Below are 25,135 nucleotides of genomic sequence, written 5' to 3'. Positions count from 1 at the left end.
CGCCAGGCCGTCGAAGGTGGAGGTGCCGCGGCCGATCTCGTCCATCAGCACCAGGCTCTGGGGCGTGGCGGCGTGCAGGATCTGCGCGGCCTCGGTCATCTCGACCATGAAGGTCGACTGCGCGTTGGCCAGGTCGTCGGCCGCGCCGATGCGGGTGTGGATGGCGTCGATCGGGCCGAGGCGGCAGCCGGCGGCGGGCACGTAGCTGCCCATGCTGGCCAGCAGCACGATGACGGCCACCTGGCGCATGTAGGTGGATTTGCCGCCCATGTTGGGGCCGGTGATGACCTGCATGCGCTGCTTGCCGCCCAGCACCGTGTCGTTGGCGATGAAGCTGCCGCCGGTGGTTTCGTTCAGCCGCGCTTCGACGACGGGATGGCGGCCGCCGCGGATCTCGATACAGGGCTCGGGCGCGAAGCTCGGCTCGGTCCAGTTCAGCGTCAATGAGCGTTCGGTCAGGGCGCACAGCGCGTCCAGCGCGGCCATGGCGCGGGCCAGCCGGGTCAGCGGGGCGATCCAGGCCTGCAGCTCGTCGAGCAGCAGTTCGTAGAGGTATTTCTCGCGCGCCAGCGCCCGGTCCTGCGCCGAGAGCGCCTTGTCCTCGAAGGCCTTGAGCTCGGGCGTGATGAAGCGCTCGGCGTTTTTCAGCGTCTGGCGGCGGCGGTAGTCGTCGGGCACCTTGTCGATCTGGCCCTGCGTGACCTCGATGTAGAAGCCGTGCACCTTGTTGAACTGCACGCGCAGGTTGGCGATGCCGGTGCGCGCGCGTTCGCGGGTTTCCAGGTCGATCAGGAAACCGTCGCAGTTGGTCTGGATGCCGCGCAGCTCGTCCAGCTCGGCGTCGAAGCCGTCGGCGATCACGCCGCCGTCGCGCACCAGCGCGGCCGGTTCGGGGGCGATGGCCTGGGCCAGCAGCTCGGCGCAGCCCGGCGGCGGCGTCAGGTCGGCGGCGATGCGCTGCAGCAGTGCGGGCGGTGTGGCGCCGAGGCCGGCGGCCAGCGCACGCGCCAGCTGTGCGGAACGCGCCAGCGTCGCCGTCAGGCCGACCAGTTCGCGCGGGCGCACCTGGCGCAGCGCGGTGCGGGCGGTGATGCGCTCGACGTCGCTCGATCCCTTGAGTTCGGCGCGCAGGCCCTGCCACAGCCCGCCGCGCAGCAGGCCGATGGCGGCCAGCCGTTCGCGCGCCTGGGTGCGCTCGCGGCGCGGCTCCAGCAGCCAGCTGCGCAGCGCGCGGCTGCCCATGCCGGTGTGGCAGGTGTCGAGCAGCGAAAACAGCGTGGGGCTGGTGTCGCCGCGCAGGGTGTGGGTGAGTTCGAGGTTGCGGCGGGTGCCCGCGGGCAGGTCGATCAGCTCGCCGCTGCGCGCCACCTGCAGGCTCTTGACGTGGGTGAGCGCGCGGCCCTGCGTGTGTTCGGCATAGGCCAGCAGCGCGGCGGCGGCGGCGTGCGCGTCTTTCAGGTCCTGCGCGTCCCAGGCGGCCAGGCTGGCGGCCTGCAACTGCTCCAGCAGCTTGCGTTCGCCCAGCCCGGCGTCAAACGCCCAGGCCGGCCGCACCACGGCCACGCAGGGCTGGCCGCTGGGCAAGGGTTGTGCGCTGATCTGCTGCAGCGACTTTTCAAACGCGGGCGTGACCTCGGCGCTGTAGAGCAGCTCGCCAGGCCCGACGCGGGCGATCCAGTCGGCCAGTTCGTCGCTGGCGCACTGGGCCATGAACACGATGCCCTGCGTCACCGACAGCCAGGCCAGGCCGGCGCCGGTGCGCGCGCCGGGGTGCACCGCCATCAGCAGCGCCTCGGTCTTGTCGGACAGCAGTTCGGTGTCGGTCAGGGTGCCGGGTGTGACCACCCGCACCACCTTGCGTTCCACCGGGCCTTTGGCGGTGGCCACGTCGCCCACCTGCTCGGCGATGGCGACCGACTCGCCCAGCTTGATCAGGCGCGCCAGGTAGTTGTCGACCGAATGGAAGGGCACGCCGGCCATGACCACCGGCTGCCCGCCCGACTGGCCGCGCTGGGTGAGGGTGATGTCCAGCAGCCGCGCCGCCTTTTCGGCGTCGGCGTAGAACATCTCGTAGAAGTCGCCCATGCGGTAGAACAGCAGGGTGTCGGGATACCCGGCCTTGAGGGCCAGGTACTGCTGCATCATGGGGGTGTGGTGGTCCAGCGGGGCGGTCAAGGCAGGCTCGGGCGGTCGGTCCAATATGGGCGGCAACTGTAGCAGTTCGGTCCCGCGCCATGCTTGAGCCACAATGGGTGCAACCTTCCTTGATCGCACCGTTTTCAGGCCCATGCCTCCCGCTGCTCCCGACTCCTCCGGTCTGCCCTACGAAGCCATGTTCATGGCGGCCCCGGTGCCCGCGTCTCTGAGCCGGGAATCCGACGGCCGGTTGCTGGCGGTCAACGACGCCTGGCTGGCCGCGACCGGCCTGACGCGCGAGGCGGCACTGGGCCGCACCACGGTGGAGCTGGGGCACTGGCCCAGCGATGCGGAGCGCCAGGCCTATCTGAGCACCTTGTCAACGGGACCGAGCGAGCGCATCCTCTGCCTGGACGGGGAGCGGGGCCTCAGGGTGCGCCTGCTGACCCGCCGGCTGGAGATGGCGCCTGAGCCCCTGTTGCTGGTGTTCCTGCACGAGATATCCCGCGAATTCGAGGCCGAGCACGCCCTGCAGGCCATGAACCTCGATCTGCAGCGGCAGGTGGAGCTGTACGGGGCGATCGAAAAGCTGGCCCGGGTGGGCCACTGGACCAATGCGGACGACGACGACCGGATCGTCTGGTCGGCCGGCCTCCACGAACTGGCGGGCTTCGCTCCACAGGAATCCCTGCCCCGGCATGCCGGGCGCGGCGGCATCCACCCCGACGACCTGGCCGCATGGCAGGCCGCACGCGAGGTCATGGACGGGCGCACCGTCGAATTCCGCTGGCGGCGCCCGGACAATGGGTGCGAGCTCTGGCTGCGCACGCGCATGGGACGCACCACCGTGGCGGGCAATCCCCAGACCGATTTCGGCGTGTTGCAGGACATCACCACCGAAAAGCAGGCCACGCTGGCCCAGGCCGAGCAGCTCGCGTTCATCCGCAACATCACCGCCCGCGTGCCGGGCACCCTGTTCCTGGCCCGGCAACGGCCCGACGGCAGCAGCCACTTTCCCTACCTCAGCGAAGCGGCGGCCGTCATGCTGGAGCTGGATCCGAAGGACCTGCAGCGCGACGGCAATCTGCTGTTCACGCGGGTGCACCCGGACGACAAGGCACCCATGCTGGCCACGCTCACGCAATCGGCCCGCGACCTGAGCCTCTGGCACCAGGTGTATCGGGTGCTGCTGCCCCGGGGGGGCGTGCGCTGGTACAGCGTGGACGCGCTGCCGCAGCGCGAACCCGATGGCTCCACGCTCTGGCACGGCTTCACCAACGATGTGACCGAGACGCGCCAGGCCGAGCAGGCGCTGGCGCGGCAGCACCGCATGCTCGAAGCGGTGCAGCAGGCGCAGGCGGCGTTCATCGAATCGGACGACAAACGCTCGGCCTTTTCCGGGCTGCTGGAGACCTTGCTGACCGTCACCGGCAGCGAGTACGGTTTTGTGGGCGAGGTGCTGTTCGACATGCGCGAGCAGCCCTACATCAAGATGCATGCGATCTCCAACATCGCCTGGGACGAAGCATCGCAGCGCCAGCACGGCGAGCAGCTGGAGGCGGGCATGGTGTTCCGCAACCTGCAGACCCTGTTCGGGCATGCCCTGTGCACCGGTGAGACGGTCATTGCCAACGACCCGGCCAACGACCCGCGCGCCAGGGGCCTGCCGCCCGGACACCCTCCGCTGAACGCGTTTCTGGGCGTGCCGCTGGCGGTGGGCGACCGGCTGGTGGCCATGGTCGGGTTGTCCAACCAGCCCGGCGGCTACAGCCAGGCCGACGTGGACTTTCTTCAGCCCCTGCTGGGCGCGGTGCGCCAGCTGGTGATCGCCTGGCGCGGTCACCACGAACGCCGGCGCGCGCGCTTGCAGTTCCAGGCCACCAGTGCCTTGCTGGCCGAAAAGAGCGCCGCCCTGCAGATGACCTTTGACAGCATCAGCCAGGGGCTGACGCAGGTGGACGCGCAAGGGCGTGTGCGGTTCTACAACCAGCGCATGCTGGAGCTGCTGGACCTGCCGGAGGCCTTGCTGGCGTCTCAGCCGACGGGGGCCGAGGTGGTCGCGTTTCAGCGCCAGCGCGGCGACTTCGACGGACTGTCGGGGGCGGTCGATCCGGACCTGCGTGAGCGGCTGAACGACCCGTCGACCACGCAACCGGCCGAGCGGTACATCCGGCCCACGCGGGACGGTCGCGTGCTCGAGGTCCACACCCGCAACATGCCCGAAGGGGGCTTCGTGCGGACCTATTCGGATGTCACCTCGTATGTGCGGGCCGAAGATGCGCTGCGCGAAGAGCGCCAGCGCCTGCAGTGGGTGCTCGAAGCCACCCGCCCGGGCATCTGGGAGACCAACATCGAGACCGGCGCCATGGTCATCAACGAACGCTGGGCCGAGATGCTGGGCTACACGGTGGCCGAGCTCATGCCGACCACCTTCGAGACCTGGCGCCAGCTGGTGCACCCGCAGGATCTGGAGCGGGCCGATCGCGTGCTGCAGTGGCATTGGAGCGGCGAACTGCCGTACTACGAGTGCGACATCCGCATGCGCCACAAGGAGGGCCACTGGGTCTGGATCAACGACCGCGGACGCGTGCACCGGCGCGGCCCGGATGGGCAGGCGCTGTTCATGTCGGGCACGCACCTGGACATCCACGAACGCGTGGTCGCCCAGGAACAGGTGCGCGCGCTCAACGCGAGCCTGGAGCGCCGCGTGGCCGAGCGCACGGCCGAGCTGGAACGGTCGATGAAGGACATGGAGGCGATCTCCTACTCCATTGCCCACGACCTGCGGGCGCCGCTGCGTTCGGTCAACGGCTTTGCCGCGCTGATCGCCGACGAGGAGGGGGACAAGCTCAGTCCGTCGGCGCGCGAGATGTTCCAGCGCATCGCGCGCTCGTCGCGCAACATGGGCCAGATGATCACCGACATGCTGGAGCTGTTGCGTGTGGTGCGCGTGGCGCTGGAGCCGGCGCCGGTGGACATGGGGGCGCTGGCGCATTCGGTGATCGAGAGCCTGGCCTCGGACCAGTCGCAGGCCCAGGTGAAGGTGCTGCCGCTGCCGCAGGTGATGGGCGACGCCACCTTGCTGCGGCAGGTGCTGGTCAACCTGCTGGACAACGCGCTGAAGTATTCGCGCCACCGCGAGCGGCCCGAGCTGGTGCTGGGCCACGATGCGCTCAAGGGCGCCTTTTACCTGCGCGACAACGGCATGGGCTTTGACATGGCGCGGGCCGAAAAGCTGTTCGGCCTGTTCCAGCGCCTGCACGCCGGCTCCGACGTGCCGGGCACCGGCGTGGGCCTGGCCATCGTGGCGCGCATCATCGAGCGCCACGGTGGCCGCATCTGGGCCGAGTCCCTGCCGGACGTGGGCACCACGTTCTGGTGGACCCTGCCGCAGAAGTAAGGCCCCCACGCTCCACCGCTGCCGCGGGTCGCTGCCCCCCGAGGGGGCCCGGCCTTGCTTGGGGTGGCCCTGCGCTGCGGCCATTGGCCCCCACGCTCCGCCGCTGGCGCGGGTCGCTGCCCCCCGAGGGGGCTCGTTTCAGGCTTGGGACGGCCCGGCGCCTGAAACCTTGGCCCCCGCGTTCCGCCGCTGCGCGGGGTGCCTGACCGTCAGAACGGTGCGACGTGCACCGTGGGCGGGAAGTCGTCGTGCGGCGGTTCCTGCGGGGCCGGCGCAGCGGCTGCAGCGGCGGCTTCTCCGGCCGTGGGCAGGCCCTGGCGCAGGGCGGCTTTGTCGCCCGCGCTGGCGAACTTGCTGTATTTGCCCGTCAGGCCCACCAGCTGGCCATAGATCTTCGGGTTGGCCGCCAGGCATTCCCGCTGTTCCAGGAAGTTGGCTTCACCGGTGAAGTTGCCCACCAGGCCACCGGCTTCGGTCACCAGCAGCGAGCCCGCGGCCACGTCCCAGGCCGACAGGCCGGTCTCGAAGAAACCGTCGGAGAAACCGGCCGCCACATAGGCCAGATCGAGCGCGGCCGAGCCGGGACGGCGCACGCCGGTGCACTTGGGCATGACATCGCCCAGCAGCTGCAGGTAGGTCTGCATGGCGTCGCCCGGGCGGAACGGGAAACCGGTGGACAGCAGGCAGTCGCGCAGCGCGATGCGCTTGGCCACGCGGATGCGGCGGTCGTTGAGGTAGGCGCCGCGGCCACGGGTGGCGCAGTACAGGTCGTTGCGGGTGGGGTCGTAGACCACGGCCTGCTCGATGCGGTCGCCCACCATGAGCGCGATGCTCACGCAGTAGACCGGGAAGCCGTGGATGAAGTTGGTGGTGCCGTCCAGCGGATCGATGATCCAGACGTGGTTCTTGCCGGGGCCTTTGCCTTCGCGTCGTCCGGATTCTTCGGCCCAGATGCCGTGGTCGGGGTAGGCCGTCAGCAGGGTTTCGATGATCACCGCCTCCGCCGCATGGTCGACTTCGGTGACGAAGTCGTTGGTCTGTTTGGCCGACACGCGCACGGTTTCGACGTCGAGCGCCGCGCGGTTGATGATGGCGCCAGCGGCGCGGGCGGCCTTGATGGCCACGTTGAGCATGGGGTGGAGGTTGGACGACATGAATTGTGTTCCTGGGCTGGGCCGGATGTGGCCATGGGCAGAGGGGCAAGAGCGGGATGCCGGAGGCCCGGCGATGCGGGCGGCGACAATACCCGGCATTTTACCGGCCCCTTGCCCTTTGTCTCGCGACAGATTCCACACCATGCGAACCCGCTTCATCCTCATCGACACCAGCCATGCCGGCAACGTGGGCGGCGCCGCCCGCGCCATGAAGGTGATGGGCTTTGACGATCTGGTGCTGGTCAACCCGCGCTGGAAGAACGTGCTGCGCAAGGAAGAGACCATCCAGCGCGCCAGCGGCGCCAACGATGTGCTGGAGCGCGCACGCGTGGTGGACACGCTGGACGAAGCGCTGGACGGCGTGAGCCACCTGTGCGCCACGGCCATGACGCCGCGCGACTTCGGGCCGCCCACCCGCGCGCCGCGCGAGCATTTCAGCCGCCTGCTGGCCGACACCGCCGCGCCGGGTGCGGTGCAGCCCGAGGGCCTGGCCTTTCTCTTCGGCTCCGAACGCTTTGGCATGAAGAACGAGGACGTGTACCGCAGCCACGTCTGCCTTTCCATTCCCACGCACCCGCAATTCGGTTCGCTGAACCTGGCCGCGGCGGTGCAGCTGCTGGCCTACGACTGGCGGCAGGCCCTGGGCGGGTTCGCCGTCACGCCGTCGGCCGCCGAACGGCCCGCGGCCGATGCCAAGGCCGTGGCCGGCATGCTGGCCCACCTGGAGCAGGCGCTGGTGGCGGTGGATTTCCTGGACCCCGAGGCGCCCAAGAAGCTGATGCCGCGGCTCAACGGGCTGTTCAACCGCGCGGCGCCGACCGAGGAGGAAATCCACATCCTGCGCGGTGTCGCCAAGGCCATGCTGCAGACCGCCGACAAGGCAAAGCGCTAGACTGGTTCTCCGATTTTTCTGAAAAAAGCAAGGCCCCATGTTCGCCCGTCTCCGATCCGACATCCAGTGCATCCTCGAGCGCGACCCCGCCGCGCGCAGCACCTGGGAAGTGATCACCTGTTACCCGGGCCTGCACGCGGTGTGGCTGCACCGTCCGGCGCACTGGTGCTGGACGCATGGCTTCAAGTGGCTGGGGCGCTTCGTCTCGCACTTCGCGCGCTGGTTCACCGGCATCGAGATCCACCCCGGCGCCAAACTGGGCGAGCGGGTGTTTTTTGACCACGCCATGGGCGTGGTGGTGGGCGAGACCGCCGAAATCGGCGACGGCTGCACCATCTACCAGGGCGTCACGCTCGGCGGCACCTCGCTCTACAAGGGCACCAAGCGCCACCCAACGCTGGGCAAGGACGTGGTGGTCAGCGCCGGCGCCAAGGTGCTGGGCGGCTTCGAGGTGGGCGACGGCGCCAAGATCGGCAGCAACGCGGTGGTGATCAAGCCGGTGCCGGCGGGTGCCACGGCCGTGGGCATTCCGGCGCGCATCATCCCGAGCAAAACCGGTGAGAGCGCCGACGTGACCGAGGCGCACCCCAAGTTCCAGGCCTACGGCATCACGCAGGAAGACGACCCGCTGTCTCAGGCCATGCGCGGCCTGATCGACAAGACCGGCAGCCAGGAACACCAGATCGCCTTGCTGTGGGCCGCCATCGAAAAGCTGGCCTGTGCCCAGCGCGGCGGCGACTGCGTGCCCGATGACGCCGCGCGCGAGGAATGCTTCGAGGCCGAGAAGCTCAATCAGCTCGTGGGCAAGTAGGGTCGCAGGCGCAGGGGGCGTACCGAACCGGTACCCGGCGTGCGTGACGGCCGCCCTGGGCACCCGTGGAACCGGCTTCGCCGGGCCACAGGGTGCGTCCCCCTCCCAGCGCTGCAGGCGCGCCAGAGAGGGGGAAGCCGCGTCAGCGGCGCAGGGGGAGTTCTGCTTCCAGCCAGCCGCGCAGGCCGTTGAAGAAGGCCAGGCCCTGGGCCTGCGCCAGCTCGGCGAGCGTGATCACCGCTTCGTGCAGCCGCCCCTGTTCCAGCAGTTCGCGCCGGTAGGTGCCCGCCAGCAGTCCGCAGGACAGAGGCGGCGTCCACCACTGCCCGTCGCGCAGCACCGCCACATTGCCGCGGGTGAATTCGGTGATTTCGCCGCGCAGGTTGTAGAGCAGGTGGTCGAACAGCGCCGGGTCGGTGGGCGCCAGCGCCTCGTAGTGGGCGCGCCGGGTGGTCTTGTGCAGGATGAATTCCTGCAGCGCGTCGTCGGTGTCCAGCGCTCGCGGTGCCAGCGCCACCCGCACCGGGCCGGCGGTCGGGGCCATGGCAAAGGCCTGGGCGTCGATGCCGCCGTCGGCCGCCAGCTGCAGCCGCACCCGCCACAGGCCCTGGCCGTGCGCGCCGCGCAGCGTGTCGAGCGCCTGTTGCACGCGCGGCAGGTCCAGCGGGTAGCCGAAATGCGCCGCGCTCTGCGCCAGGCGCTGCAGGTGCAAGTCCGGCCGGGCGTAGCGGCCCTTTTCCAGGCGCATCGTTTCGAGCAGGGCAAAGGGTTCGCTCACGCGGTGCAGCAGGCGGCTCTTGGTCAAAAGTTCTCTCCATTCGGCGGCCGGGTCGGCATAGACCGTCAGGCCGCTGCCCACGCCGTAGCGGGCGCGCCAGGGCGGTTCGGCGCCGGGCGCGGGGTCCCGCTGCAGCGCCAGTGTGCGGATGGGCACGTTGAAGGTGGCGTGGCCGCCCGGGCGCACCACGCCCAGGGCGCCGCAGTAGGGGCCGCGCGGGCGGCCTTCCAGGGCGGCGATGTGCCGCATGGCCTGCCGCTTGGGCGCGCCGGTGATGCTGCCGCAGGGAAACAGCGCGTCCAGCACCTGCAGCAGCCCGGTCCTGGGCAGCGCCTGCGCGGCGATGGTCGAGGTCATCTGCCACACGGTGGGCCAGGCCTCGACCTCCAGCAGCCGCTCCACACGCACCGAGCCGGTCTGTGCGATGCGCCCCAGGTCGTTGCGCAGCAGGTCCACGATCATCACGTTTTCGGCCCGCTCCTTGGCGCTGGCCCGCAGCTGCTCGCGGGCGGCCTGGTCGTCGGCCGGATCGCTGGCGCGCGCCGCCGTGCCCTTCATGGGGCGGCAGCGCAGCACACCGCCGGCGTCGCTGGGTTGCCAGTCGAAGAACAGTTCGGGCGAGGCGCTCAGCACCTGGCGTCCGGTGTCGGCCAGCCACAGCAGGTAGCCGTCGGGCTGCTGCTGGCACAGGGCCGTCATCCAGGTGGCTGGCGCGCCGTGCAGCGAGCCGTGCAGCCCGGTGGTGAGGTTGATCTGGTAACACTCGCCGGCGGCCATCGCCTGCTGGGCGGTCCGGGCCTGGGCCAGGTAGTGCTCGCGGGGCCAGTCGCTGTCCCAGCGGGGGCTGTCCGGTGCGCCCGGGCCCGCCGGGCTGGGGGGGGCGAAGTTGTCTTGTGGCGCGTCGTAGACGCCGAACCAGACCAGGGGCCAGCCGGGGTCGGCGGGCGGGGTGACCAGCTGCGGGTCGAAGGCCGGGGCGGCCTCGTAGGCCAGGCCGCCGACGCACCAGCGACCGGCCGCGGCCTGTGCCTGCACGCGTTCGATGGCCGGGCGCACCTGGTCCAGTGTCCAGGCTTCGATCACCTCGACCGGGTGTTCAAAACGGGCCCGCAGGCGCTGACCCGGCGGCGCCTGTGGCGCGGTGTCGGGGAAATCGAGGGTGGCGTGCAAGGCAGCGGCAGCCGCCGGAGCGACTGAGGCCCCGGCGCGCGGATCAGTGGTGGTGGCCGTGGGCGCCGTGCGCGTGGCCGTGGGCGACTTCTTCGGCCGATGCGGCCTTGACCTCCAGCACCTTGAGCTGGAAGGTCAGGGTCTGGCCGGCCAGCGGGTGGTTGCCGTCCAGGTGCACGGTGTCGCCCTTGATCTTCATGACGGTGAACACCGCATGGCGGCCCTGTTCATCGTGGCCTTCGAGCTGGCCGCCGACCTTCACACCCGGCGGAAATTCGCTCTTGGGGATGGTGGTGATCAGGCTTTCGTCGTGCACACCGAACGCGTCTTCCGGCGGGATGTCGAGCGTCACCTGGTAGCCGGCTTCCTGCCCCTCCAGCGCTTTTTCGATGCCGGGCAGCGTGTTGCCGAAGCCGCCGTGCAGATAGGAACGCGGGGTCTTGCCGTCTTCCAGCAGCTTGCCCTGGGCGTCGGTGGCGCGGAAGGTGAGGGTGACGACGGTGTTGGGAACGATCTTCATGGTGTCTTCGCGAGGGGGATCAACGGGCGGGACGGACGGCGGTCTTGGGGCGCCAGGCCTTGATGACGTCGTCGTGGGTTTCGAGATACGGCCCGCCGATCAGGTCGATGCAATAGGGCACGGCGGCGAAGATGCCGTTGACCCGGGGCGTGCCGTCGGCGTTCTTCGCGCCTTCGAGGGTTTCGGCGATCGCCTTGGGCTGGCCCGGCAGGTTGATGATCAGGCTGCTGTCGCGGATCACGGCGACCTGGCGCGAGAGGATGGCGGTGGGCACAAAGGCCAGGCTGATCTGGCGCATCTGTTCGCCGAAGCCCGGCATTTCTTTGTGGGCCACGGCCAGGGTGGCTTCGGGCGTCACGTCGCGTTTGGCCGGCCCGGTGCCGCCGGTGGTGAGCACCAGGGCGCAGCCGGCGTCCACCAGCGCGATCAGGGTGTCGCTGATCGTGGCCTGCTCGTCCGGGATCAGCCGTTCATCGAACGTGATGGGGTTCTTCAGTGCCTTGCCCAGCCATTCCTTGAGCGCGGGCAGGCCCTTGTCTTCGTACACGCCGCTGCTGGCGCGGTCGCTGATGGAGACGATGCCGATGCGCACCGGATCGAAGGTCTCACTCATGGTTGTCCTCTGGCTCGGTGTCGCCGTCGGCGGTCTCGTCGTCGCGCGAGAGCGCCGTGCGCACCATCTGGAAAATGTCGCGGTAGGCCTTGCCGTGGCGCTGGGCCTCGCCCGGGCGTTCTGTGACGGCCTGGGCGTCCTTGCGGGCCTGGCGGATCAGGGTGCGCAGCTGCTGCACGTCGGTGTCGGGGGCGGACTGCAGCCAGGTGGTGAGCGCGTTGTCGTCGGCGATCAGGCGGTCGCGCCACAGTTCGGCCTGGTGCAGGGCCAGCGTGGCCTGGGCCGAGGGCTTGCGCTGCTCTTCCAGCGCGGCTTCGATGGCGGCGATGGTGCCATCGTCGAGCTTGCGCATGAGCTTGCCGATGAACTGCATCTGCCGGCGCTTGCCCTCAAAGTTGGTGATGCGCTTGGCCTCGACCAGCGCGTCGATGAGCTTGTCGGTGATGTCCTCGTGCTGCTCGCGCAGCTGCGCCATCAGGTCGCGCCGCAGGGTCAGCAGGCTCTCGCCCAGCGCCTGCAGGTGGTCGCTGTGCTTCTTGAGGTCGGTCTTGCTCATGTCGACCGAACCCTTGAGTTCTCGCTTGAGTTCCAGGTCGAGTTCGCTGCCTTCGGCAACGAATTGGCCTCGGACGTAGTAGCCTTTGGTGGGTTTGCGGGACATGAGGAGAGATGGGGCAAGCCCCACGCCGCCGGCGGCGTCATCCCTGGCTGGGGGGCCAGCGGCAGCCCGTCCTGAGCGTGACGTAGGACGGTTCTGCGCTGGCCTTGACGGCCGCCCTGCCTGAGGTGCGGGCAGGGGCGTTGCGTGGTGGGAGCGTGAAAAGTGGACCGGCCGGTATCATAGCCGCCGACATGAAAAACCCCGCATCCTCCGCCCGCACCCCGTCCCAACCCCCTGTCAGCGCCGACCAGCCCTTGCCCGGCTTCCAGTACGCGCGCAGCCGTTTTGAGGCGCTGGCCGACCTCGCGCTGGCCCACGCACAGCAGCTGGGAGCCGCCGACGCCGGGGTGGAGGTCTCCGAGGGATCGGGCCTGAGCGTCTCGGTGCGCAAGGGCGAGCTGGAAAACGTCGAGCGCAACCGCGACAAATCCCTGGGTGTGACGGTTTATCTGGGGCAGCGCCGCGGCAACGCGTCCACCTCGGACTTCTCGCCCGACGCCATCCGCCAGACGGTGCGCGCGGCCTACGACATTGCCCGCTTCACCGCCGAAGACCCGGCCGCCGGCCTGCCCGACGCGCAGGACATTGCCGACAGCTACCCGGACCTGGACCTGTTCCACCCCTGGGCCATCGACTCCGAAGCGGCGGTGACGCTGGCGCTGGCCTGCGAAGACGCGGCCTTTGCCACCAGCAAGAAGATCAGCAACAGCGAAGGCGCCAGCGTGTCGGCCCAGCAGTCGCACTTTTTTGCGGCCCACATGCGGGGCGGCGAACGCGGCCGGCCCGGCATCTTCAGCGGCGGCTACGCCAGTTCGCGCCACAGCCTGTCGGTGGCGCCCATCGCCGGCAAGGGCGCGCACATGGAGCGCGACTACTGGTACAGCTCCCAGCGCTCGCCGCTGGACCTGGCCAGCCCCCAGGCCATCGGCCGCTACGCCGCCGAACGTGCGCTGGCGCGCCTGAACGGTCGCAAGATCGCCACCACCGAATGCCCGGTGCTGTTCGAATCGCCCCTGGCCGCCGGCCTGCTGGGGGCCTACGTGCAGGCCACCAGCGGCGGTGCGCTGTACCGCAAGACCACCTTCCTGAACGACAGCCTGGGCAAGCGCGTGATGGCCAGGCACCTGGACATCGTGGAAGACCCGCATGTGCGCAACGGCAAGGGCAGTGCGCCGTTCGACGACGAAGGTGTGCGCACGCAGCAACGCAAGGTGCTCAGCGCCGGCAAGGTGCTCGGCTACTTCCTGTCCACCTACTCGGCGCGCAAGCTGGGCATGCGCACCACGGGCAACGCGGGCGGTTCGCACAACCTGGTGCTCAGCAGCCGCCTGACGCAGCCGGGCGACGACCTCAAGGCCATGCTGAAAAAGCTGGGTCGCGGCCTGTTCGTGACCGAACTCATGGGCCAGGGCGTGAACTACGTGACGGGCGACTATTCGCGTGGCGCGTCGGGCTACTGGGTGGAAAACGGCGAGATCGCCTACCCGGTGCACGAGATCACCATCGCCGGCAACCTCAAGGACATGTTCCAGGGGATCGAGGCCGTGGGCGCCGATGCCTACAACTACGGCGCCAAGACGGTCGGCTCCATCCTGGTGAACCGGATGAAGGTCGCCGGGAGCTGAGCCATGGCACCCGAGCGCCGCCGCTGCGCAGTCGACCGCCCACCGCAAGGGCGGGTTCAGCCTGAAGCGGACCACCGCTGAACCCCGGCATGCGCCCGGAAGTCCTCGCGGTCGTCGCCGCTGCGTGCTGGGCGGTCTCCAGCCTGTTTTCGGCGCCTCCGGCCCAACGCCTGGGCGCGGTGGCGTTCAGCCGCTGGCGCATGCTGTTTGCCAGCTCCCTGCTCTGGGCGCTCGCGCTGGTCGGGGGTGGCTGGCGCACGCTCGATGTCGCCGCCATCGGGCTGCTGGGCCTGTCGGGCGTGGTGGGCATCTTCATTGGCGACACCGCCCTGTTCGCCTGCATGAACCGCCTGGGGCCGCGCCGCTCCGGGGTGCTGTTCGCCACCCACGCCCTGTTTTCGGCTGTGCTGGCCTGGCTGTTCCTGGGCGAGGTGATCTGGGGCTGGACGCTGCTGGGCAGTGGCCTGCTGGTGGGCGGCGTGATGACGGCGGTGCTATGGGGCAAGCGCGAGGATGAATCGCACGGCTGGGAGCAGACGCGGGGCCGGCTGGCGGTGGGCGTGGCACTGGGCCTGGTGGCGGCGCTGTGTCAGTCGGTGGCGACGCTGATGCTCAAGCCGCTCATGGCCACCGGCATCGACGCGGTCAGTGCATCGGCGGTGCGCATGAGCCTGGCGCTGGCGGCCCATGGCGTGCTGTTCGCGTCGGGCTGGTCGGGCGCCCGCGCCAGGTCCGCGTTGCGGCCGGGTGATGCGGCGCTGGTGTTCCTGAGTGCGGCGGTCGCGATGGCGCTGGGCATGACCCTGATCCTGTACGCCATGCGCCACGGTCAGGCCGGGCTGGTCGCGGTTTTCTCGTCGGTCACGCCCGTCCTGCTGCTGCCCTTGCTGTGGTGGATCTACCGGCGGCGCCCGGCCACCGGGGCCTGGGTCGGGGCCGCCCTGGCGGTGGTGGGCACCGCGCTCATCCTGACGCGGTCTTAGCGCACCGGGGGCTGGGGTTTCAGCCGGCCAGAGCCGCCTTGACCGCGGCCGAGACCTGGCCCATGTCGGCCTTGCCGGCCAGCTTGGCCTTGACCGCGCCCATGACCTTGCCCATGTCGCCCGGGCCCGTGGCACCGAGTTCGGCCACGATGGCCTTGACCTCCGTCGCCACTTCGTCGGCCGACAGGCGCGCCGGCAGGTAGGCCTGCAGCACCTTCATCTCGGCGCTTTCCTTGTCGGCCAGGTCCATGCGGTCGGCCTTGGTGAAGGCTTCGATGCTGTCCTTGCGCTGCTTGATCAGCTTGTCGACGATGGCGATGACCATCGTGTCGTCCAGCTCGACGCGCTCGTCGACTTCCTTTTGCTTCATCGCGGCCGTCAGCAGGCGGATGGTGCCCAGGCGCTCGCTGTCCTTGGCGCGCATCGCGGCCTTCATGTCTTCGGTGATCTGTGCTTTCAGGCTCATGGTGGGCTTTCGTTGGTGTTCTGGGAAACCGGTGATTGTCTCAAACCAGATCCTTGGCCCCCACGCTCCGCCGCTGCGCGGGTCGCTGCCCCCCGAGGGGGCTCGATCCGGCTTGGGGCGGCCCGGCGCCGGATCTCGGCTTACACCGATTCCAGCGCCAGCAACTCGTCCACCGTCTGGCGACGGCGGATCAGGCGGTGGCTGTCGCCATCGACCAGCACCTCGGCCGCCAACGGGCGGCTGTTGTAGTTGCTGGACATGGACGCGCCATAGGCCCCCGCGTCGTGCAGCACCAGCAGGTCGCCGACCTGCGCCTGCGGCAGCGCGCGCGTCAGCACCACACCGCCCTCGGCCTGGGTGAACACGTCGCCCGACTCGCACAGCGGCCCGGCCACCACGGTGTCGACTGTCGCGCGCGGCGTGTGATCGGCCGGGATCAGGCCCATGCCGTGGAAGGCGCCGTACATGGAGGGGCGCATCAGGTCCGAGAAGCCGGCGTCCACCAGGGTGAAGCGGTTGGCGCCCATGGGCTTGGTGGCGCGCACCTCGGTCACCAGCACGCCGGCCTCGGCCACCAGGAAGCGGCCGGGTTCGATCTCCAGGTGCACCGCATGGCCCAGCTGGGCGGCGATGGCGCGGCGCGCGTCGTCCCAGAGGCTGAAGTAGTGCGCGGTGTCAATGCGCGCTTCGCCTTCGCGGTACGGGATGGACAGGCCGCCGCCGGCCGATATGGCCTGGAGGTCGGTGCCGGCGCGCTTCACGAGCTGGACCATGGCCTGGCAGACCTCCTGCAGGTGCGCGTAGTCCACGCCGGAGCCGATGTGCATGTGCAGGCCGACCAGCTTGAGGCCGTGCTGCTTCACGGCCGCGAGGGCGTCGTCGAGCTCGGCGTGCCAGATGCCGTGCTTGCTGTGTTCGCCGCCGGTGTTGGTCTTGTTGCTGTGGCCGTGGCCGAAGCCGGGGTTGATGCGCAGCCACACCGGGTGGCCGGGCGACACGGCGCCCAGCTGGTGCAGCATGTCGATGGAGCCAGCGTTGACCGGCACGCGGTGTAGGGCGACGGTGGCCAGCGTGGCGTGGTCGAACAGGTCGGCCGTGAAGACGATGCCCGAGGCGCCCTGGGCGTTGAGATCGGCGGTGAAGCCTGCCGCCAGCGCCCGCAGGATCTCGCCGCGCGAAACGGCGTCGACCACCACACCCTGCTCGCGCATCAGGCGCAGCAGGTGGATGTTGGAGTTGGCCTTCTGGGCGAAGCGGATGGTGTCGAAGGCCCGCAGTTCGGCGATGCGGGCGCGGATGGTGGCGGCGTCGTAGACCCACAACGGGGTGCCGTGCTGGCGGGCGAGGGACTGGAGCAGGGTGTTGGAGAAGGGGTTCATGGGGGCGAATGATCCCGGTTCTGGTCATATTGAGCAATGCCAGATAATTCGGTATCAATTCAATATTGATATGAAACTCAGCCACCGCCAGATTGATTTTTTCCGCGCCGTCATGGGCACCGGCCACGTCACGCGTGCGGCCGAGCTGCTGCACACCTCGCAGCCCACGGTCAGCCGCGAACTGGCGCGGCTGGAGCAGGTGCTGGGCTTTGCCCTGTTCGAGAGGGTCAAGGGGCGGCTGAAGCCCACCGTGCGGGCGCTGGCGCTGATGGAGGAGGTGGAGCAGTCCTATGTGGGCCTGGAGCGCATCGCCGCGACGGCGGTGGCGCTCAAGGCCTATGCCCACGGCCGGCTGCAACTGGCCTGCCTGCCGGCGCTCTCGCACGCGCTGCTGCCCGATGCGATCCGGCGCTTCGCCTTGCAGCAGCCCGAAGCGGCCGTGGGGTTGACACCGATCGAGTCGCCGCAGCTCGAAGCCGCGCTGTCCGAGCAGCGCTTCGATCTGGGCCTTTCCGAGCGCCACGAGGCGCCGGCCGCCTGCACGCTGCAGACCCTGCTGGTGGCCGACGAGGTGGCGGTGTTGCCCGCCGGCCATGCGCTGGCTCGCAGGGCCGTGCTGGCGCTGGAAGATTTTGCGGGCCAGTCCTTCATCAGCTTCGCGCCGGCCGACCCCTACCGCCAGCAGGTCGACGCGCTGTTCGCTGCGGCCGGCGTGGCGCGCGACCTGCTGCTGGAAACGCCGAGCGCGGTCTCGGTCTGTGCCCTGGTGCGCCAGGGGCTGGGCCTGGGCATCGTCAACCCGCTGACGGCGCTGGAACTGGCGGGGGAGGGCCTGGTGGTGAAGCCGCTGAGCGTGAGCATCCCGTTCCACGTCGCGCTGATTTGCCCGAGCTGGCGCACCGAGCACCCGCTGCGGACAGACTTCGAGGCGGCCCTGGCCGAGGCCGCCACGGCGCTGAAAACCCGCCTGTTCCGGACCGCACAGGCGTAAAAAAACCCGCTGCAGCGTCCTGAGCGGGTTTTTTCCGAAGCGACTGAAGAATCAGTACAGCTTCTTGGGCAGCTGCATCGAACGCACACGCTTGTAGTGGCGCTTGACGGCGGCGGCCTTCTTGCGCTTGCGCTCGGCGGTCGGCTTTTCGTAGAACTCGCGGGCGCGCAGGTCGGTCAGCAGACCCAGTTTTTCGATGGTGCGCTTGAAGCGACGCAGAGCGACGTCGAACGGCTCGTTGTCTTTAACACGGATGGTCGTCATTGAAGGAAAGATTCCAGAATGCACAGAAAGAGGATGAACGGGAAGATCGGGCCCAGGCATCGTTTCTGCAAAGTTCCCCCGCCTGTTAACTAGTATTGGCCGACGGGGGTCTGCCAGCAAAGCCTTGGATTATAGCCTTGTCGGCCCGGTTTGCCAGCTTTTTGGCGGGTTTGAAGCCGGTCGGCGGCGGTTGTCACCCACTTTTCTGTTCCGACAGCGCCATCGCGCAGGCATGCGCGCTCGCCCAGGCCCACTGGAAGTTGTAGCCGCCCAGCCAGCCGGTCACGTCGACCACCTCGCCGATGAAGTACAGGCCGGGCTGTTTCGATTCCAGGGTCTGGGACGACAGATCGCGCGTGTCCACGCCGCCGAGCGTCACCTCGGCCTTTTTGTAGCCCTCGGTGCCGGTGGGCACCAGTTCCCAGCGCGCCAGCCGCTCGGCCAGCCGGGCCAGCGCCTTGTCGCTGCATTCGGCCACCGGCCGCTGCCATTCCTTGTCCTGTTCCACCCAGGCATCGGCCAGCCGCGACGGCACCCACTGCGCGAGTTCGTTGACCAGCAGCTTGCGCGAGCGTTGCTTGGCGTCGACCAATGCGGCCTGCAGGTCCACCTCGGGCGCGAGGTTGATGCGGATCGGCGTGCCGGGCTGCCAGTAGCTGGAAATCTGCAGCACCGCCGGGCCCGAGAGGCCGCGGTGCGTGAACAGCAGGTCCTCGGCGAACACGGTGCGGTTGGTTTTGCCGCCGGGCCGCCCCAAGGCAGAACCAGCCCCTTCGGGGGGCAGCGACCCGCGCAGCGGCGGAGCGTGGGGGCCTTTCTTGTCGCCGGTTTCGATGAGGACGGGCAGGGCGAGGCCGGCCAGGCCCGCATACGGCGCCCAGCCCGCCCCGTCAAAGGTCAGCGGCACCAGACCGGGGCGCGGCTCCACCGTGCGCAGGCCGAACTGTTTCGCGATCCGGAAACCGAAATCGGTGGCACCGATGGCCGGGATCGACAGGCCGCCGGTGGCGATCACCACCTGACGGGCCTGCACCGGCCCCTGGTCGGTGCTCAGTTCGTAGCCGCCACCGTCCTTGGCGCGCAGGTCTTTCACGCCGCAGGGCTGCCAGCGCGCCACGCCGCCGGCCGCACATTCGGCCAGCAGCAGGTCGATCAGATCGCCCGCCGAACGGTCGCAGAACAGCTGGCCTTTGTGCTTTTCGTGGAAGGGGATGCCGTGTTTCTGCAGCAGCGCGATGAAATCGGCCGGGGTGTAGCGCGAGAGCGCCGAGCGGCAGAAGTTCGGGTTGTCGCCGACGAAGTGTTTGTGCGGCTGGCGCACGTCGATGTCGCGGTTGGTGAAGTTGGCACGGCCGCCACCGGAGATGCGGACCTTCTCGGCCACCTTGTCGCTGTGGTCCAGCAGCAGGACCTTGAGCCCCCGCTGGCCCGCGATGCCCGCACAAAAAAGGCCGGCCGCACCCGCGCCGACCACCACCACGTCAAAACTTTGCATGGCCCGCAGTGTAGGCGGGCCCGCGATGCCTCAGGCGGCGTGGCGTTCCGATCGCGGCTGGGCCACGGCCGCGATGCCGCGCACCACGTCGCCGACGACGATCACCGACGGGCTGCCCAGGCCTTCGCTGGCCAGGGTGGCGGTGAGTTGGCCCAGCGTGCAGACGGCGTGGCGCTGCTGCGGCAGGCTGGCGTGCTGGATGATGGCCAGCGGCGTGCTGGCCGGCAGGCCGGTGAGCAGGTCGGTCTGGATCTGCGTGGCGCTGGAGACGCCCATGTAGATGACGAGCGTGAGCTTGGCGTCGCGCGCGGTGGCGGCGAGTTGCTGCCAGTCGGTGCCGCTGTCGCCGGGTTTTGCGTGGCCGGTGATGAAGACAACGCCGTGTGCGTGGTCGCGGTGCGTGAGCGGCGCGCCCAGCGAGGTCAGGCCGGCCAGGCCGGACGTGATGCCGTTGAGCACCTGGACCTCGATGCCGGCTTCGCGCAGGTGTTCGACCTCCTCGCCGCCGCGGCCGAAGATGAAGGGGTCGCCGCCCTTGAGCCGCACCACCACTTCGCCTTCGCGGGCGGCCATGATCATGAGCTTTTCGATGAAGGCCTGCGGCGTGCTCTTGCAGCCACCGCGTTTGCCCACGTGCACGATGCGCGCGGTCGGGGATGCGTGGGCCAGCACGCCGTCGCTCACCAGGTCGTCCACCAGCAGCACGGTGGCCGCGGCGATGGCCTTGGCCGCCTTGATGGTCAGCAGTTCCGGGTCACCGGGGCCGGCGCCCACGAGGGTGACGGTGCCGGGGTTGAACTGGCTCTGGGTGGCGATGACGGTGGCGGGCATGTTCATGGTGTGCTGACCTCTGCGGTGCGGCTTGTCTCTGTGGTGGGCTGACCGTGCAGCTCTTGCAGGATGTGTGCCACTTGCTGCGCGATCGGGGTGGGCACGGGCAGGCGGCCGTCCAGCACGTCGCGGATGTAGGCGGCGGTGGCATTGGCCGAGATGTCTTTGGGCAGATCGGGCAGCGCGGCGAGCGAGCCTTCCTGCGCGGGCTGCAGCAGCACCCGCTGGCCGTCGCGGAAGGCGTCCATCTGCGGCGTGCGGCGGGCGTCGGCCACGGGCTCGCCTTCGGTGCCGCGCAGCAGCAGGGCGTGCGCGCCGACGAGCGCGAAGGTCTCGGACATGGAGACCGCGTACTCGGGGTGTGTGTAGCTGCCCACGATCAGCGCCCGGCCAGCGCAGGGGTTCATGAGCTTGACCAGGCTGTGCGCCGGGTTGCGCAGGCCGACCACGCGGCGCACGTCCAGCAGGCGCTTGAGGCCAGGGTGCAGCACCTCGCTGGGGACGAAGGCGCAGTCGCCCGCGGACAGTGCGTTCACAGCCGTCTGGGCGGGGTGGCCCAGCGCGGCGAACACGGCCTCGCTGGTCACGCGTTTGTCTTCGGTCGCGGTGCCGTGCACCAGCACCGCCGCGCCTTCGCGCGCCAGCAGCAGGGCCAGCAGGGGCGTGAGCACCGGCAGCTTGCGTGCACCGTTGTAGCTGGGCAGCACCACGGTGGTGAGTCCGTTGTCGGGTACGCGCTGCAGGCGGGCGTGCGTCGCGTCCAGAAAGCCGGCCATTTCTTCCGGCGTTTCGCCTTTGATGCGCATGGCCAGGCAGAAGCCGCCGACCTCCAGGTCGGTCACGGCGCCGTCCAGCACCTGGCCGAACAGGTCGGTGGCCTGTGCGCGGTTGAGTGAACGGGCGCCGTCTTTGCCGCGCCCGATGTCCTTGATGTATTGGCTGATGCTCATGGAGCGCAATTGTCCGCGAGGCCAGATGACGGCGGGCTATATGGCCACCAGCGACACGGGCACCGCCTTCACCAGCCGCCGCAGTTCCGGGATGCAGGAGCCGCAGTTGGTGCCGCATTTCAGCTGGCCCTGCAACTGCGCCAGGCGCTGGTCGTCCTGCCCGCCGTAGCGCGGCAGCGCGCCGCGGATCGCGTCTTCGCTGACGTTGAAGCAGGTGCAGACCTGGGGGCTTTTGGCGACCACCGCGACCGGCGCCGAGGCGCTGGGCATGAGCAGCAGGCGGCCGTAGCGGCCGGCGGGCAATTGATCCTGCAGCAGGGTCTTGATCCAGTTTTCGGCGCTGGTGTCGCCGGCCAGCAGGAAGGCTTCGAGCGTCACGGTCTCGCCCTCGGCGCCTGCGCCACGCTGCAGGCGCGCGGTGCGGCGCTGCTGGCGGCGCTTGTCCACGTAGCGCAGCGCATCCGGCGTGTTCAGCCCCAGCAGAGCCTCGATGCGCTCGATCAGCGCCGGATCGGGCGCCTCGTGCGCGGCGGCCCGGAACAGCACGCCGGTGCGTTCGCGGCCGAAGGGCACGCACGATGCAAAGTCGAACGAAGGCATGAGTGAACGCAGTTCGGCCAGCGCCGTCAGTGCCGAGGCCTCGGGCAGCCAGGCCACGCCCAGCAGGGTCCAGGGCAGTTCGGCCTTGAGGATCTTCACGGCCGCGTGCTTGAGCTCGGGCTGTTTGGACGTGGGGCAATAGGCCGATGTGGTCAGCGCATTGACGCCCGCCAGCGCTTCGCCCTGGCTGTTGCGGCCGCTGAGGTATTCGGGTCCCCAGTGCATGGCGATGAAGGCCTGCGTGGGCTGGACCGTGCGCGAACCCTGCACCGGCAGCACGATGGAGCCGCGCTTGCTGGTCACGTGCACCAGCTCGCCGTCCTTCAGGCCGCGGCGCTCCATGTCCTGCGGGTTCAGCTGCACCGCCGGTTCGGCCACATGGCCGAACAGGCGGCCGATGGTGCCGGTGCGCGTCATGCCGTGCCAGTGGTCGCGCAGGCGGCCCGTGGTCAGGGCGAAGGGAAAGCGCGATTCGCGCGGCTCGGCCACGGGCCGGTAGGGCAGGGCGGCGAACCTGGCTTTGCCATCGGCGGTGGGGAACACACCGTCTCCGTACAGGCGGGTCTTGCCCTGGGTGTCGCCTTCGCGCAGCGGCCAGCACTGCGGGCCTTGCTGGTCCAGCAGGGTGTACGAGAGGCCGGTGATGTCGAGGTCGCGGCCGCGGGTGGTCTCGCGGTGTTCGTTCCAGATCGCTTCGGGTGTGTCGTAGGGAAACAGCGTGGGCTGGCCCGGGCGCAGCTGCGCTTCGAGCCGCTGGGCCACATCGACCACGATGCGCCAGTCGTGGCGCGCTTCGCCTGCGGCGGGCACGGCGGTGCGCACGCGGCTGATGCGGCGTTCGCTGTTGGTGACGGTGCCGTCCTTCTCGCCCCAGGTGGTGGCGGGCAGCAACAGGTCGGCGAAGTCGCAGGTGGCGGCGGTCGCAAAGGCTTCCTGCACCACCACGAACTCGGCGCGCTCCAGCGCGCAGCGCACCGTGGCCTGGTCGGGCATGGACTGCGCCGGGTTGGTGCACGCGATCCACAGCGCCTTGATCTCGCCGTCGGCCGCGGCCTGGAACATCTCCACCGCGGTCTTGCCGGGCTGGGCGGGCACATCCGGCACGCCCCAGAGCGCGGCCACTTCGGCGCGGTGCGCCGGGTTGGCCAGGTCGCGGTGGGCGCTCAGCAGGTTGGCCAGGCCGCCGACCTCGCGTCCGCCCATGGCGTTGGGCTGGCCGGTCAGGCTGAAGGGGCCGGCGCCGGGCTTGCCGATCTGGCCGGTGGCCAGGTGCAGGTTGATCAGGGTCGCGTTCTTGGCCGTGCCGCTGCTGCTCTGGTTCAGGCCCTGGCAATACAGGCTGAGTGTGGCGGGCGACTGCGCGAACCACTGCGCCGCCTTGAACAGGTCTTCTTTGGGCAGGCCGCAGGTCTGCGCCACCACGTCGGGCGTGCAGTCGCGCACCAGCGCTTTCAGGTCGTCGAAGCCGCTGGTGTGGGCGGCGATGTAGGCGTGGTCGATCCAGCCTTCCCACAGCATGGTGTGCAGCAGGCCGTGGAACAGCATCACGTCGGTGCCCGGCTGCAGCGGCAGGTAGAGGTCGGCCAGCTCGGCGGTGTCGGTGCGGCGCGGGTCGGCCACGATCACCTTCATGCCCGGGCGCTGGTGCTTGGCGGCCTCGATGCGGCGAAACAGGATGGGGTGGGCGTAGGCCGCGTTGCTGCCGACGATGAACAGGCACTGCGCGTGGTCCACGTCGTCGTAGCAGGCGGGGGGCGCGTCGGCGCCCAGCGTGAGCTTGTAACCCGCCACCGCGCTGCTCATGCACAGGCGCGAGTTGGTATCGACGTTGTTGGTGCCGATCAGGCCCTTGGCCAGCTTGTTGAAGACGTAGTAGTCCTCGGTCAGCAGCTGGCCGCTGATGTAGAAGCCCACGGCGTCGGGGCCGTGCTCGCGCACGATGCGGCCGAAGCGGCCGGCCACCTCGTCGAGGGCCGCGTCCCAGGCCATGGCCACCGGCGCCTGGCCGCGCTGCAGCCGCTGCATCGGTTGCAGCAGGCGCGTCTGGCGCGTGATGGCGGGCGTGGCCGTCAGGTGCAGCGTGCTGCCCTTGGTGCAGAGCTTGCCGAAGTTGGCGGGATGCTGAGGGTCGCCGCGCACCCCGGTGATCTGGCCGCCTTCGCTCTGGATGAGCACCCCGCAGCCGACGCCGCAGTAGGGGCAGGTGGAGCGGGTTTCGGTCATGGTGCTCAGGCCTTCGACGTGTTGCGATCCGGCGCCGGGCCGCCCCAAGCCGGATCAGCCCCCTCGGGGGGCAGCGACCCGCGCAGCGGCGGAGCGTGGGGGCGCCGGTTCTTGGGGCCTGCGATCGGGCGTTCGAGATCGGTCGCGTGCGATGCCAGCTGCGTGGCGTCCAGGAACACCTGGCCGTTCTCCACCTTCACGCTGAACTTCGGCGTGCAGCCCTCGTCGGGCGCGGACGCCTGGCCGTCGCACAGGCCGATGGTCCAGTTGTGCAGCGGGCAGGCCACGTGCGTGCCGAAGACGATGCCTTGCGACAGCGGGCCGCCCTTGTGCGGGCAGCGGTCGAGCAGGGCAAACACCTCGTCCTGGTCGTTGCGGAAAACGGCGACGTCCAGGCCCTGCGCGCGCGCCACGCGGCGCGAGCCGAGCACGGGGATGTCGTCAACCTGGCAGATGGGGGTCCATTGGCTCATGTTCATGGGGCTTCTTTCGCGTTGGTCAGGATTTCACGTTGGCGTAGAGGCCGGTCACCCGGTCCATCACGCTGAGCAGGTTCTCGCTGGTCACGAACACGTCGGACAGCGGCTTGGCGGTGGCGGCGGCGGCGCCCGACTGCACGCGTTGCAGGGCCTGGTCGAAGAAGAACCACTGGCCGTCGGCCAGCACCAGCTCGTCGCGGATGCGGGCGGTCGCTTCGGGCGCGTCGCGCAGGGTGGTCATGGCGGCCAGGAACTCGCTGCGCGCCTTGCCGATCTCGGCCACCGCGGTGGCGCTGTCCACCGGCAGCGTGGCGGCGTAATAGAACTTGGCCATGCGCTGGGACAGCATGCGCTGGCGGCCGGCGACGTTGACCAGCTTGCCCACCGGGCGGCCCATGGCGGCTTCGTACTGCACCGTGCCCTGGTGGGCCAGTGCCAGCACGCGGGCGTCGGCCTTGAGCACCGCCGCGGCGCCGGCCTTGCTGGGCGCGGTCCCGACCAGGGCGCCCTGGTAGTCGCTCCAGGCCGCTTCCAGCGCGGTGTAGGTCCCGCGGATGTCGGGGGACGGCGCGAAGGCCTTGAGTTCGGCCAGCTGGCGGTCGAACAGGGCCATCGACTTGTCCAGCACGGCGCTGGCGTTGCGACCTTCGGCCTGGTGGACCAGCGCCAGCCAGGCCTTGCCCATGCGCTGCGAAAGCATGCGCTGGCGGCCGG

Annotated in this window: 21 protein-coding genes; 6 read left to right on the top strand and 15 right to left on the bottom strand. The window is 69.7% G+C overall.

Going from position 1 to position 25,135, the window contains the following annotated elements; genetic code table 11:
• A partial coding sequence (gene mutS, locus RMP09_RS14590; protein WP_310566707.1) for a DNA mismatch repair protein MutS occupies positions 1-2,145 on the bottom strand: 2,145 nt, incomplete at its 3' end.
• A 142-nt stretch (positions 2,146-2,287) separates the two neighbouring features.
• On the opposite strand from mutS, the gene RMP09_RS14585 reads away from it, so the two are divergent.
• Positions 2,288-5,536, top strand: a complete 3,249-nt coding sequence (locus RMP09_RS14585; RefSeq protein WP_310566704.1) for a PAS domain-containing protein — start codon at positions 2,288-2,290, stop codon at positions 5,534-5,536.
• A gap of 209 nt (positions 5,537-5,745) precedes the next feature.
• Here the strand turns inward: RMP09_RS14585 and RMP09_RS14580 are convergent, their stop codons facing one another.
• The gene (locus tag RMP09_RS14580; RefSeq protein ID WP_310566703.1) at positions 5,746-6,690 is read right to left on the bottom strand and encodes an inositol monophosphatase family protein; all 945 of its coding nucleotides are present in this window, start codon (positions 6,688-6,690) and stop codon (positions 5,746-5,748) included.
• Between the two features lie 142 nt (positions 6,691-6,832).
• Here RMP09_RS14580 and RMP09_RS14575 point away from each other — a divergent pair, with 142 nt between their 5' ends.
• Positions 6,833-7,582 carry an RNA methyltransferase gene (locus tag RMP09_RS14575; RefSeq protein WP_310566702.1) on the top strand — a complete coding sequence of 250 codons (750 nt, stop codon included), beginning with the start codon at positions 6,833-6,835 and terminating at the stop codon, positions 7,580-7,582.
• A gap of 37 nt (positions 7,583-7,619) precedes the next feature.
• Positions 7,620-8,393: a serine O-acetyltransferase gene (gene cysE, locus RMP09_RS14570; RefSeq protein WP_310566701.1), complete on the top strand. Its 774-nt coding sequence runs from the start codon at positions 7,620-7,622 to the stop codon at positions 8,391-8,393.
• Positions 8,394-8,535: 142 nt separating this feature from the next.
• Here the strand turns inward: cysE and RMP09_RS14565 are convergent, their stop codons facing one another.
• The 4 genes from RMP09_RS14565 to yjgA are packed head-to-tail and all read right to left on the bottom strand — an operon-like array spanning position 8,536 to position 12,135.
• Positions 8,536-10,341, bottom strand: a complete 1,806-nt coding sequence (locus RMP09_RS14565; RefSeq protein ID WP_310566700.1) for a chorismate-binding protein — start codon at positions 10,339-10,341, stop codon at positions 8,536-8,538.
• A gap of 43 nt (positions 10,342-10,384) precedes the next feature.
• The gene (locus RMP09_RS14560) at positions 10,385-10,861 is read right to left on the bottom strand and encodes a peptidylprolyl isomerase (protein WP_310566699.1); all 477 of its coding nucleotides are present in this window, start codon (positions 10,859-10,861) and stop codon (positions 10,385-10,387) included.
• Between the two features lie 19 nt (positions 10,862-10,880).
• A complete protein-coding gene (gene mog / locus RMP09_RS14555; protein WP_310566698.1) occupies positions 10,881-11,474 on the bottom strand; it encodes a molybdopterin adenylyltransferase in 594 nt (197 codons plus the stop codon).
• The gene (gene yjgA / locus RMP09_RS14550) at positions 11,467-12,135 is read right to left on the bottom strand and encodes a ribosome biogenesis factor YjgA (protein WP_310566697.1); all 669 of its coding nucleotides are present in this window, start codon (positions 12,133-12,135) and stop codon (positions 11,467-11,469) included. Before yjgA ends, mog begins: the two co-directional genes overlap by 8 nt.
• 191 nt (positions 12,136-12,326) lie before the next feature.
• Between yjgA and pmbA the strand changes: the two genes are divergently transcribed.
• Together pmbA and RMP09_RS14540 are read left to right on the top strand one after the other, a co-directional pair.
• Entirely contained in the window at positions 12,327-13,760 is a 1,434-nt protein-coding gene (gene pmbA / locus RMP09_RS14545; RefSeq protein ID WP_310566696.1) for a metalloprotease PmbA, read from the top strand.
• 89 nt (positions 13,761-13,849) lie between these two features.
• Positions 13,850-14,743, top strand: a complete 894-nt coding sequence (locus tag RMP09_RS14540) for a DMT family transporter (RefSeq protein ID WP_310566695.1) — start codon at positions 13,850-13,852, stop codon at positions 14,741-14,743.
• A 19-nt stretch (positions 14,744-14,762) separates the two neighbouring features.
• Here the strand turns inward: RMP09_RS14540 and RMP09_RS14535 are convergent, their stop codons facing one another.
• Both RMP09_RS14535 and lysA read right to left on the bottom strand, forming a co-directional pair.
• Complete coding sequence (locus RMP09_RS14535) at positions 14,763-15,209, bottom strand: GatB/YqeY domain-containing protein (protein ID WP_310566694.1); 447 nt, start codon at positions 15,207-15,209, stop codon at positions 14,763-14,765.
• Positions 15,210-15,349: 140 nt separating this feature from the next.
• On the bottom strand, positions 15,350-16,588 hold the full coding sequence (gene lysA, locus RMP09_RS14530; RefSeq protein ID WP_310566693.1) for a diaminopimelate decarboxylase: 1,239 nt from the start codon (positions 16,586-16,588) through the stop codon (positions 15,350-15,352).
• 70 nt (positions 16,589-16,658) lie between these two features.
• On the opposite strand from lysA, the gene RMP09_RS14525 reads away from it, so the two are divergent.
• Entirely contained in the window at positions 16,659-17,579 is a 921-nt protein-coding gene (locus RMP09_RS14525) for a LysR family transcriptional regulator (RefSeq protein WP_310566692.1), read from the top strand.
• Positions 17,580-17,630: 51 nt separating this feature from the next.
• Here RMP09_RS14525 and rpsU read toward each other — a convergent pair whose 3' ends face one another.
• From rpsU to RMP09_RS14490, 7 genes are all read right to left on the bottom strand, one after another.
• The gene (gene rpsU / locus RMP09_RS14520) at positions 17,631-17,843 is read right to left on the bottom strand and encodes a 30S ribosomal protein S21 (protein WP_056273869.1); all 213 of its coding nucleotides are present in this window, start codon (positions 17,841-17,843) and stop codon (positions 17,631-17,633) included.
• A gap of 193 nt (positions 17,844-18,036) precedes the next feature.
• Positions 18,037-19,338 (bottom strand): NAD(P)/FAD-dependent oxidoreductase, encoded by a 1,302-nt coding sequence (locus RMP09_RS14515; RefSeq protein ID WP_310566691.1) that lies wholly within the window; start codon positions 19,336-19,338, stop codon positions 18,037-18,039.
• Between the two features lie 30 nt (positions 19,339-19,368).
• Entirely contained in the window at positions 19,369-20,175 is an 807-nt protein-coding gene (cobA, locus tag RMP09_RS14510; RefSeq protein WP_409559735.1) for a uroporphyrinogen-III C-methyltransferase, read from the bottom strand.
• Positions 20,172-21,119 (bottom strand): DNA-binding protein YbiB, encoded by a 948-nt coding sequence (ybiB, locus tag RMP09_RS14505; RefSeq protein WP_310566690.1) that lies wholly within the window; start codon positions 21,117-21,119, stop codon positions 20,172-20,174. Before ybiB ends, cobA begins: the two co-directional genes overlap by 4 nt.
• A 36-nt stretch (positions 21,120-21,155) precedes the next feature.
• Complete coding sequence (locus tag RMP09_RS14500; protein WP_310566689.1) at positions 21,156-23,942, bottom strand: molybdopterin-dependent oxidoreductase; 2,787 nt, start codon at positions 23,940-23,942, stop codon at positions 21,156-21,158.
• Between the two features lie 5 nt (positions 23,943-23,947).
• Positions 23,948-24,415 carry a nitrite reductase small subunit NirD gene (nirD, locus tag RMP09_RS14495; RefSeq protein WP_310566705.1) on the bottom strand — a complete coding sequence of 156 codons (468 nt, stop codon included), beginning with the start codon at positions 24,413-24,415 and terminating at the stop codon, positions 23,948-23,950.
• Between the two features lie 25 nt (positions 24,416-24,440).
• Positions 24,441-25,135 (bottom strand): type IV pili methyl-accepting chemotaxis transducer N-terminal domain-containing protein (locus tag RMP09_RS14490; protein ID WP_310566688.1); only part of this gene is annotated, 695 nt, incomplete at its 5' end.

Source organism: Hydrogenophaga sp., from assembly GCF_031426985.1.
Lineage (GTDB): Bacteria > Pseudomonadota > Gammaproteobacteria > Burkholderiales > Burkholderiaceae_C > Hydrogenophaga.
The sequence above is the reverse complement of the archived record's forward strand: the minus strand, read 5'-3'. Positions and strand labels throughout refer to the sequence as shown.

Coding starts and splice junctions, on each gene's coding strand:
- RMP09_RS14585 (WP_310566704.1), top strand. CDS start 2,288: ATGCCTCCCGCTGCTCCCGACTCCTCCGGTCTGCCCTACGAAGCCATG.
- cysE (WP_310566701.1), top strand. CDS start 7,620: ATGTTCGCCCGTCTCCGATCCGACATCCAGTGCATCCTCGAGCGCGAC.
- ybiB (WP_310566690.1), bottom strand. CDS start 21,119: ATGAGCATCAGCCAATACATCAAGGACATCGGGCGCGGCAAAGACGGC.
- RMP09_RS14560 (WP_310566699.1), bottom strand. CDS start 10,861: ATGAAGATCGTTCCCAACACCGTCGTCACCCTCACCTTCCGCGCCACC.
- rpsU (WP_056273869.1), bottom strand. CDS start 17,843: ATGACGACCATCCGTGTTAAAGACAACGAGCCGTTCGACGTCGCTCTG.
- yjgA (WP_310566697.1), bottom strand. CDS start 12,135: ATGTCCCGCAAACCCACCAAAGGCTACTACGTCCGAGGCCAATTCGTT.
- RMP09_RS14580 (WP_310566703.1), bottom strand. CDS start 6,690: ATGTCGTCCAACCTCCACCCCATGCTCAACGTGGCCATCAAGGCCGCC.
- pmbA (WP_310566696.1), top strand. CDS start 12,327: ATGAAAAACCCCGCATCCTCCGCCCGCACCCCGTCCCAACCCCCTGTC.
- RMP09_RS14515 (WP_310566691.1), bottom strand. CDS start 19,338: ATGCAAAGTTTTGACGTGGTGGTGGTCGGCGCGGGTGCGGCCGGCCTT.
- nirD (WP_310566705.1), bottom strand. CDS start 24,415: ATGAGCCAATGGACCCCCATCTGCCAGGTTGACGACATCCCCGTGCTC.
- RMP09_RS14535 (WP_310566694.1), bottom strand. CDS start 15,209: ATGAGCCTGAAAGCACAGATCACCGAAGACATGAAGGCCGCGATGCGC.
- cobA (WP_409559735.1), bottom strand. CDS start 20,175: ATGAACATGCCCGCCACCGTCATCGCCACCCAGAGCCAGTTCAACCCC.
- RMP09_RS14525 (WP_310566692.1), top strand. CDS start 16,659: ATGAAACTCAGCCACCGCCAGATTGATTTTTTCCGCGCCGTCATGGGC.
- lysA (WP_310566693.1), bottom strand. CDS start 16,588: ATGAACCCCTTCTCCAACACCCTGCTCCAGTCCCTCGCCCGCCAGCAC.
- RMP09_RS14500 (WP_310566689.1), bottom strand. CDS start 23,942: ATGACCGAAACCCGCTCCACCTGCCCCTACTGCGGCGTCGGCTGCGGG.
- RMP09_RS14575 (WP_310566702.1), top strand. CDS start 6,833: ATGCGAACCCGCTTCATCCTCATCGACACCAGCCATGCCGGCAACGTG.
- mog (WP_310566698.1), bottom strand. CDS start 11,474: ATGAGTGAGACCTTCGATCCGGTGCGCATCGGCATCGTCTCCATCAGC.
- RMP09_RS14540 (WP_310566695.1), top strand. CDS start 13,850: ATGCGCCCGGAAGTCCTCGCGGTCGTCGCCGCTGCGTGCTGGGCGGTC.